The organism is Paenibacillus sp. oral taxon 786 str. D14 (genome assembly GCF_000159955.1).
GTDB classification, from domain to species: Bacteria; Bacillota; Bacilli; order Paenibacillales; family Paenibacillaceae; genus Fontibacillus; species Fontibacillus phoenicis.
Window position 1 is genome coordinate 136,720 of sequence record NZ_GG695970.1, and the last position, 8,583, is coordinate 145,302.

Genomic DNA, 8,583 nt, shown 5'->3' on the forward strand with positions numbered 1-8,583 from the left:
CTGCGCTGCCTACGCCTTCGGCGGCCGCCGTACTCAGGCCGCCGGGGCCGCCCGCCAGCGGCAAACCTGCGCTGGCTGCGCTATATAAGATGCTGGCGCATAAGAGAATTTTGCAAGTGATCGATCGTTTTTTCAGGTTGGTTCGGAGATAACGCGGTTGTCGCATGACATCGCCTCCCTGGCAATTCGTATGGCACCTTGGCCTGTTGATTTCGATTGCTTGTCCATTGTACCGAAGCCGGTCCAAAAAGGATGTTGCAACCTGTCGCGCGGTTTGGCCGCCATCGGCTTCTATTTTTGCGGTCTTTTAGCGAGATCCGTCTATTTCTCGTCACCTCGGCGAACGCAGATGAAAGATGCCGCAGCCCAAGGCGGATACGACAATTCTCGGCTCGTATTGCCAGCGGATTTCCTCCCGTCTCGCTTCGTATTGCTCGGTTGCGCCTTGCGCCCGCTCGGGTTCGGGATCCTTGATCAGATCCTTGTAATAGGCGTCGATCAGCGCCAGCTCATCGCTCAGCCGTTCGCGGGCTTCCTGCGCCCAGGTGTCATCGTAGGCCTGGATCTGTTCGGTCAGACGCTGCTCGAGTGCCAAGCGACCGGCATCCAAGGACAGCCGGGTAGGCTCGATATGGATATTCTCCGGCAATCGGGGGACCAGCGGCTTGCCCACGATCCGGGACTGAAACGATTCATCGACCTCGCCCGACAGTAAGGATACGCCGTAAAAATGCAGCTCCTCCCGCTTCATATCGCAGCAGAACTCCACCTTAAAGCAGACGCCCAGCCACGGCTCGTAAGCGGCGGGCAGCAAGGCCGTCCGCTGCCGCTGCCCCGGCTCCTCGAACAAGTACACATAGCGGCCGCCTTTCCGCGCCGCCTCAAAGATCTGCTTGAGCCGCGAGCTGCCAAACGCCAGCTCCTCGCGTTGAATCCGGCCGGGGCCAAGCACCGGCAACGGCCGGACCGCCCCAAAATAACGTCCCAGCAAGGTGTCCTCCTGGGCGTTTTCCATCTGCTGCCCGGCGTCCGCCTGCTCCTGAGCGGCTTTCGCCTTCTCGACCGCTTGGTGCGCCTCCGGGTCAAAAATAAACGAAAACGACATCGTTTCTGGCTCCGCCCCGGTCCGATCGATGAACCCCCAATAATAAGGGCGGTTCGTCAAATCGCGGTCGGCGCGGGGAGAGAGCTTCACCGTGACGTGATGGGGCGATTTTTCGAGAAACTGGCATTCCGTCGCTTCCAAATAAGTCATCACAAAATCGCGAATCTGCTCTCGGGTCATGGACATAACCGCAACTCAACCTCCCAAGAGCTGCTGCAGACCGCCGTTGTTCCCACGTTCTTCGGCTTCCGCATCCAGCTCGGATTTAATCGTATCGAATTCGCGTCCCAGCGAGTCGACACGGCTGGCGATTTCCTCGTCGCTGCCGGATTCCAGAATGATTTGGTAGAGGCTTTTTTCCAGGGAATGCTGCTTCTCGAACCGTTCCAAAATCACATCCAGATGGCCGATGACCATTTCGAACATATTGATCTTCTCATGCAGCAAGTGAAGGATATGCTCTTCGATCGTGCCCTTGGTGGACAGGTTATATATATGGACGTCATTGGTTTGCCCCAAGCGGTGGACGCGGCCGATCCGCTGCTCTACGCGCATCGGGTTCCACGGCAAGTCGAAGTTGATCATCTGGTGGCAAAACTGCAGGTTGATCCCTTCGCCGCCGGCTTCGGTGGCGATCATGACCTGGGCGCGGCCGCGGAACAGGTCCATCATCCAGTCTTTCTTGCCGCGATTCATTCCGCCCCGATACGGCACCGCCGTCATACCGCGCTCGCGAAAATATTTCAGCAAATACTCCTGCGTCGCCCGATATTCGGTAAACACGATCACCTTGTCGTTCATTTCGCGGATCAGCTCCATCGCTTTCTCCGCTTTGCTGTTGGCTTTGATCTGGCGGATCAGATCGACGAGATCCCAAATCCGGTCGCGAATCGGGGAGTCCGGAGCCAGCTTCTTCGACAAGTTCACCAGCGTGACAAACACGGCGTCGCGGCTGCTGCACACCTCGCGCTGCAAGGTGACGAGGGACAGCATGCTGTTGAGGTCTCCGCCGTTGGCATGATATTGGTCTTTGACAAAGGAAGTTACCCCGTTGTACAGGTTCTTCTCCTCCGGGGATAACTCAACGTCGATGTTGCGTACGATCCGCTTGGTGAACTCCAGCTCACCGTCGCCGCGCCGGTTGCGGATCATCACCTTGGCCAGCTCATCCTTGAGCTGCTCCTCATTCTTCGGCAGCCGCTTATCGACGACGAAATTCGCAGCAAACTCGCTCTGCCCGCCCAGTTGACCCGGCTTCAGCAGCGTGATCAGGTTAAACAGCTCGCCGAGGTCGTTTTGCACCGGGGTGGCGGTGAGGAGCAGGCAATATTTTTTCCGCAGCTGCAGCATGAACTGATAATTCGACGTTTTCTTATTCTTCAGCTTATGGGCTTCGTCCACGATCACCAGGTCATATTCGTTGTTCAGCAAAATGTTCTTATGCGGGTCGCGCTTTGCCGTGTCCATGGATGCAACCACCACGTCGTTGTGCCAAGAATGCTCCTTCTTCTGGGCTACGGCCGGAATGCCGAACTTCTGGTTCAGCTCCCGTACCCATTGCAGCACCAAGGAGGCCGGCACCAAGATCAACGCTTTTTTCACTAATCCGCGCACGATATATTCCTTTAAAATTAAGCCCGCTTCGATCGTCTTCCCAAGCCCCACCTCGTCGGCTAAAATAGCCCGTCCGCGCATCTCGAACAGGACTTTGCGAGCGGTTTCGGTTTGATGGGGCAGCGGCGTGACGTTGTGCAGATGCTTTAGGCACTGCATCTCCTCAAAGCTTGTGACAAGCGAAGCGGATTCGGCCTCAAGGGCAAGGTTAAACAGCTTCCAATCGTCCCAGGGACCGCCCTTTTGATGCCGGGTCTCCAGTTCGTTGAACCAGCTCCGGTCGAAGTCGATGGGAATCGGGGCGAGCAAGTCTGGCGACGCGGCCGGGTGGGGGGAAGGGCCGGAGGGATGTGGATTCATAGTGTAAAACCTCCCTTTCGGTGCGTATTTGTCGGCTCGATTACGGAGAGAAAAGATCCGAATCTGGCAGATCTTGTGCTTAAATTGCAGACGTAGGTGTAGTATGGACGAAAAGGAAGGAGTTCATAACCTTGTAAGAGCAAGAGGGTGGTTTATCTCATTAAAAAAAAAGCCGGCCGGGGATCATCTCCCTGACCGGCGATTGCTTGATCTATTTTACTCCGCTTTCACCAAGATTTTGATTTGATTCCGCTCTTTGAGGAGTCCTTCAAAGCCTTCATCGATGGCTTGATCCAGCTTAATGCGCTTCGTCACCAGCTTGTCCGCCGAGAAGTAGCCTTGAGCCATCAAGCTGATCACCGCCGGGAAGACGTCGCGGTAGCCGATAATGCCGCTTACGGTACGTTCCTTCATGACGATGTTTTGCGGATGGAGGGAGGCTTCCTTCTCGAAAATGCTGACGATCATCGTTTCACCGCCGATTTTGGTGGATAGGATCGCCTGGGTTAGCACGGGAGAAACCCCTGTCACTTCATAGGCTACGTCCACACCGCCTTGCGTGCGCTTGTGAATTTCTTCGACGGCATCGTATTCTTTCGGATCGATGACGATGGCGCCGAGCTCGGCAGCCTTCTGCTTCCGTTCCTCAGACAGCTCGACCGCATAGATTTCCGAAGCCCCTGAAGCCTTCAGTGCTTCGATCACCAGCAGACCGATCGGTCCGGTGCCAAAGACAGCTGCTTTGTCGCCCACTTTAAATTTACTGGAGCGGACTGCATGAAGTGCTACAGCGGATGGCTCAACCAGGGCGCCTTGCTCGAAGGATACCGAATCCGGGATTTTATGTAGCATTTGTTCCGGTACGTTGGCATATTCGGAGAATCCGCCGCCTCCGCCCGCCAGGCCGAAGAAGCCCATTTTATCGCAAAGATTGTATTTCCCTTGCTTACAAGTCTCGCAGGTTCCGCAGGCATAGATCGGTTCAACCACGACGCGATCGCCGACGGCCACGCGGGTGACGCCTTCGCCAACTTCAACCACTTGTCCGGAAAATTCATGTCCCATGACGATCGGCGCTTTATCTCCGCTTAACGGGTGGGTTTCCAGAGGGATAAAAATCGGGCCGGCTACATATTCGTGCAGATCACTGCCGCAAATCCCGCACCATTCCACCTTGATTTTCGCTTTGCCCGGTTCCGCTTTTGGCTCCTCGATGTTCTCCAGTCTTAGGTCCTTGACGCCATGCCATCTTAAAGCTTTCACTTGAACTCATCTCCTCGTAAGTTATGAACCTCAATTTCTAGTTTACTCCTTTTTGGGGGCAGGATTCCCATTGATTTGTTAAAATTGTGTTAATTCAAATCTAATAAAACTTAGGAGATGCTTCCCTGGTTTCTTGGAAATGGTTACAAAGCGGTTTTATAGTTTTGAGCCTGAAAAATAGAGAGAATTGAAGGAAACAGGGGGTTGGGCGAGATGTATTCGGATTAAAGCCTGAAATTTCACCCTGAACTGCTATGACAACGAGATATTGTATAGTATAATGGTATTCGCACACAATATATTGTGATTCATACATATGATATTACCGTTTACAGGGTGTGTGCCGCGGTGATCAAGCGGGCGATTTCCGGCTTGATACAGCGTTTTTTTCGTTTTTTTGCCTAATTTCGACTTTAGGAATCGAGGCGAATGACTGATTAATTAAAGGATACTCTGAATCAATTTTTAGGAGGGTGTTTTCTTTGAAAACTGTGCAAAAACAGCGCCTTGAGGGGCTAAGTGAGAAAATCTTCTTGGACCGGTACGCCTGGAAGGACGCGGATCCTAGCCACGCCAAAGTGGGCGATGTCGTACTCGTTCTGACGAAGGACGACCCAAAATTCCCGACGAAGGAAGTAGGGGAGGTTGTTGCCCGTGACGGCCGTAAGGTTACGGTGAAGACCCGCCGGGGCGATCTGGTGGAGACCGACGTCGAGAAGCTGACCCTCAATATCGAGAAAACGCCTGAAGAAATGTGGGACCGTCTGGCCAAAGCGATGGCTTCGGTTGAGGAAACGCCGGAGAAACAGAAGGAATGGGAAGAGAAATTCCGTTATATTCTGGATGATTGGAAGCTTGTTCCGGGCGGACGGATTGCGGCTGGTGCCGGTGCCAGTGATGAGTTAACTTTGTTCAACTGTTATGTTATTCCTTCGCCGAAGGACAGCCGGGGCGGCATCATGGAGACGCTGTCCGAAATGACCGAGATCATGGCTCGCGGCGGCGGCGTAGGCATTAACTTGAGCTCCCTGCGTCCACGTCGTGCGATCGTTCGTGGCGTTAATGGCTCTTCCAGCGGTGCTGTATCTTGGGGCGGCTTGTTCAGCTACACAACCGGCCTGATCGAGCAAGGCGGCAGCCGTCGCGGTGCGCTGATGCTGATGATCAACGACTGGCATCCGGACGTGCTGGACTTCATCACTGTTAAACAGACGATGGGCCAAGTGACCAACGCGAACTTGTCGGTTTGCGTCAGCAATGCTTTTATGAAAGCTGTAAAAGAAGACCTCGATTGGGATCTGGTATTCCCGGATACAACTTACGAGGATTACAACGAGGTGTGGGACGGCGATCTCGATAAATGGAAAGCCGATGGACGTAAAGTGATCCACTACCGTACCGTCAAAGCGCGGGAGATCTGGCATACGATCATCGAATCGGCTTGGAAATCCGCTGAGCCGGGCGTGGTCTTCATGGAATACTACAACCAAATGTCCAACAGCTGGTACTTTAACCCGATCATCTGTACGAATCCGTGCGGTGAGCAAGGGCTGCCGGGCTGGGGCGTATGTAACCTGTCGGCGATGAACTTGTCCAAGTTCTACGATGAAGAGAAGCACGATGTGGCATGGGATGAACTGGCGACAACTACGCGTTATTCAGTTCGTTTCTTGGACAACGTCATCAACAAGACACCTTATCATTTTGAAGAAAACGAGAAGAACCAGAAGAAAGAGCGCCGCGTTGGCCTTGGAACGATGGGTCTGGCCGAGCTGATGATCAAGCTGAACATCCGTTACGGCAGCCCGGAATCGCTGGAATTCCTCGATAAATTGTATGGCTTTATTGCGAAGGAAGCTTACCTGGCCTCTGCAGATATCGCAGAAGAGAAAGGATCCTTCCCGGCATTTGAAGCAGATAAATTTTTGCAAAGCGGCTTTATGAAGAACATGACGGAAGTGTATCCAGAAGTTGGTGAAGCTGTCCGCACCAAAGGGATTCGCAATGTCACGATCATTACCCAAGCGCCAACTGGCAGCACAGGGACGATGGTTGGCACTTCGACTGGGATCGAACCGTACTTCGCCTTCAAATATTACCGTCAAAGCCGTCTCGGCTTCGACGAGCAATTCGTGCCGATCGCGCAGGAATGGATGGACGCGCATCCAGGCGAACCGCTGCCGGATTACTTCGTAACGGCGATGGATTTGTCGGCGGAAGATCATATCCGCGTACAAGCGGCGATTCAGCGTTGGGTGGACAGCTCGATCTCGAAAACGGCCAACTGCCCGTCCGACTTTACGGTTGAAGATACGAAACGGCTGTATGAGCTGGCCTTCGACCTTGGCTGCAAAGGCGTAACGATCTACCGCGATGGCAGCCGCGATGTGCAAGTTCTGCAAACGGAGAAGAAGGAAGAGAAGAAAGAGGAAGCATCTGCTCAACCTAGCGCAGCGGCAACTCCACAACCGGCAAATGCTTCGGTTCAAGCCAGCAGCCCAAAAACCGGCGAACAATACAAGAGACGCCCGCAAGTGCTGCATGGAGCAACGTATAAAATCAACACGCCGTTTGGCATGGCCTATATCACGATCAATGACATGAACGGGACTCCAGGTGAGATCTTCTTGAACGTAGGTAAAGCTGGTTCTGACGTGTTCGCGATGGCAGAAGCCCTTGGCCGCGTCTGCTCGCTGTTCCTGCGTTACGGCGACCATGGCGAGAAGGTTGAGTTGCTGATTAAGCATCTCAAAGGCATCGGCGGTACGGGAGCGATCGGTTTTGGTCCTAACCGCGTTGAATCGATCGCGGACGCCGTCGCCAAAGCGTTGGAGACGCACGTACAAAACGGACCTTACGGCGACCACGACCCAGCGCCGGTAGCCGCAACGGTTGCACAGGAGACAGCACACGTTCACGGCACGGCAGACGGCTCGCATGGCGGCTACAGCCACGGCAGCGCACCGGCCACCTCGCGCGACCTGTGCCCATCCTGCGGCTCCGCCTCGCTGATCAACATCGAGGGCTGCAAAACTTGCAGCAACTGCGGGTATAGCAAGTGCTCGTAAGAATTGGATAAATGAATTTTTTCGAAAAGGCAAAAAGCCCGAAGCAAAATGGGGCTGCCCCCCTGATTTGAGACAGGGGTCAAAACACCTTTACTAAACAGCCAGTTGCCGAAATTCAATCGGTGACTGGTTGTTTAGTTTCGCTTGAATTCGAAATACGTTATAGTATGTGATATACTCTCGAGTGGTCTGCTCAACGTGTGTGTTGTCAGAATCGTTGAGAACTATTTCAAAAATGATGAGAGTGAAATTTCATAATTAATGAGAAACGCATAGATATGCATTAAAATGCATATTTTTTAGAAAATTCCCGCACTGTGATCATGGGGGCAAAAAGTCCGAAGCAAAACATACCGCTTCGGGCTTTTGTTTTTTCGGCAGGAAGTAAGTTCATTTAGTTAGAGGAAATACTTTTGAATGAAGATCGGGAAAAGTCTCGACGTAAAAAACTTCAATATGTTGATTGAGCAGATAATCTTTAGCGAACGGATTTTCGGTGAATCGTTAAAATCTGACCTTTACTTTGCAAAAATGTGAATGCATGGGGATAAAAAGTGGAGTGCTGCTCACGATACTCCAAAATGTACCTCGAATCAGGCGACCCGGATTATTACATCTGCGTGTCGTAATAAAAAGTTGAGGAGTAAGCACCACGGAACATCTATCGCTTTATACGGTATGTACAGATATCTTGCGTCTTGTTTCCTTTAATGCAAGCACATGAACTTTAGATGTAGATAATGGATTGTACTGACATGTGGTTTGGTGTAAAATGAGATATATGTAAAGAATTAGCATGTTTGTCGACACGCCAAGATATATTTACAAAAGTTATGTAATCAAACTTATTAGGTGATATGAGACTAGTGCATTTCTAAACTTAGCTTAATACAAGGAGGTACTTAAGTGAAAAAATCTGAATTATCATCTTATATTTGGAAAATAATTTGGTTGGTCGGTTTGGTTATATTTGCAATTATTTCTTTTAATTATCAAACTCGAGTTCAACAAACTGTGGATGAAACATACAATTTTATCCCAATTATATGGATTGATTTGCTCATTACATTTTTATTTGGTTCGTCTATTTCTTCTTTACTTATAAAATCTCATCTTCTCGTGTGTTGGGAGTCATTTCAGGTTTATCATTAGTTTCAAGCATTATTAACACTC

General features: G+C 51.6%; 4 protein-coding genes and 1 pseudogene. 1 reads left to right on the plus strand and 4 read right to left on the minus strand.

Annotation, left to right across the window (positions count from 1 at the left end; translation table 11 throughout):
• Window positions 1-331: 331 nt before the first annotated feature.
• The 3 genes from POTG_RS00665 to POTG_RS00675 form a co-directional block, all read right to left on the minus strand.
• The gene (locus tag POTG_RS00665) at window positions 332-1,291 is read right to left on the minus strand and encodes a YqhG family protein (RefSeq protein WP_009222858.1); all 960 of its coding nucleotides are present in this window, start codon (window positions 1,289-1,291) and stop codon (window positions 332-334) included.
• Window positions 1,292-1,300: 9 nt separating this feature from the next.
• Window positions 1,301-3,079, minus strand: coding sequence for a DEAD/DEAH box helicase (locus POTG_RS00670; RefSeq protein WP_009222859.1), 1,779 nt, complete (start codon window positions 3,077-3,079; stop codon window positions 1,301-1,303).
• A gap of 216 nt (window positions 3,080-3,295) precedes the next feature.
• Window positions 3,296-4,342 carry a 2,3-butanediol dehydrogenase gene (locus POTG_RS00675; RefSeq protein ID WP_009222860.1) on the minus strand — a complete coding sequence of 349 codons (1,047 nt, stop codon included), beginning with the start codon at window positions 4,340-4,342 and terminating at the stop codon, window positions 3,296-3,298.
• Window positions 4,343-4,824: 482 nt separating this feature from the next.
• Here POTG_RS00675 and POTG_RS00680 point away from each other — a divergent pair, with 482 nt between their 5' ends.
• On the plus strand, window positions 4,825-7,410 hold the full coding sequence (locus tag POTG_RS00680; protein WP_036643702.1) for an adenosylcobalamin-dependent ribonucleoside-diphosphate reductase: 2,586 nt from the start codon (window positions 4,825-4,827) through the stop codon (window positions 7,408-7,410).
• 93 nt (window positions 7,411-7,503) lie between these two features.
• Here POTG_RS00680 and POTG_RS22920 read toward each other — a convergent pair.
• Window positions 7,504-7,632: pseudogene (locus tag POTG_RS22920) on the minus strand (IS3 family transposase); the annotation flags it as partial.
• Window positions 7,633-8,583: the final 951 nt, after the last annotated feature.